This window comes from Mycobacterium sp. 852002-51971_SCH5477799-a (assembly GCF_001667145.1).
GTDB lineage: Bacteria > Actinomycetota > Actinomycetes > Mycobacteriales > Mycobacteriaceae > Mycobacterium.
Map to the genome: position 1 here is coordinate 1 of NZ_LZIF01000076.1, position 517 is coordinate 517.

1 protein-coding gene is annotated in these 517 nt (G+C 61.1%); it reads left to right on the forward strand.

The features are described 5' to 3' along the window. On the forward strand, positions 1–517 hold a 517-nt coding region (locus A5753_RS08930), incomplete at both ends, for an AMP-binding protein (RefSeq protein WP_156656027.1).

The following is a 517-nucleotide window of genomic DNA, read 5'->3' on the forward strand; positions in this document are numbered from 1 at the left end:
CAGTGTCATTCGTTGGCGTTTGACTATTCGGTGTGGGAGATCTGGGGGGCGCTGTTATACGGCGGGCGGTTGGTGGTGGTGCCCGAGTCGGTGGTGCGTTCACCAGAAGACTTGCTCGAAGTGTTGGTGGGTGAGCAGGTCAGTGTGCTCAGTCAGACACCGTCGGCGTTTTATGCGTTGCAGAGCGCTGAGGGGCTTGCACCTGAGTTGGCTGATCAGCTCACGTTGTCGACTGTGGTGTTCGGTGGTGAGGCGCTCGAGCCGCAGCGGCTTGGGGGGTGGTTGGAGCGTCATCCGGTGTTGCCGCGGTTGATCAATATGTATGGCATTACCGAGACGACGGTGCACGCCTCGTTGCGGGAGATCGCCGCCGGCGATGTTGAGCGCATGGTCAGCCCGATCGGGGTGCCGTTGGCGCATCTGGGGTTTTTTGTGCTCGATAACTGGTTGCGTCCGGTGCCCGCTGGGGTGGTCGGTGAGTTGTATGTGGCTGGTGCTGGGGTGGGTGTGGGTTATG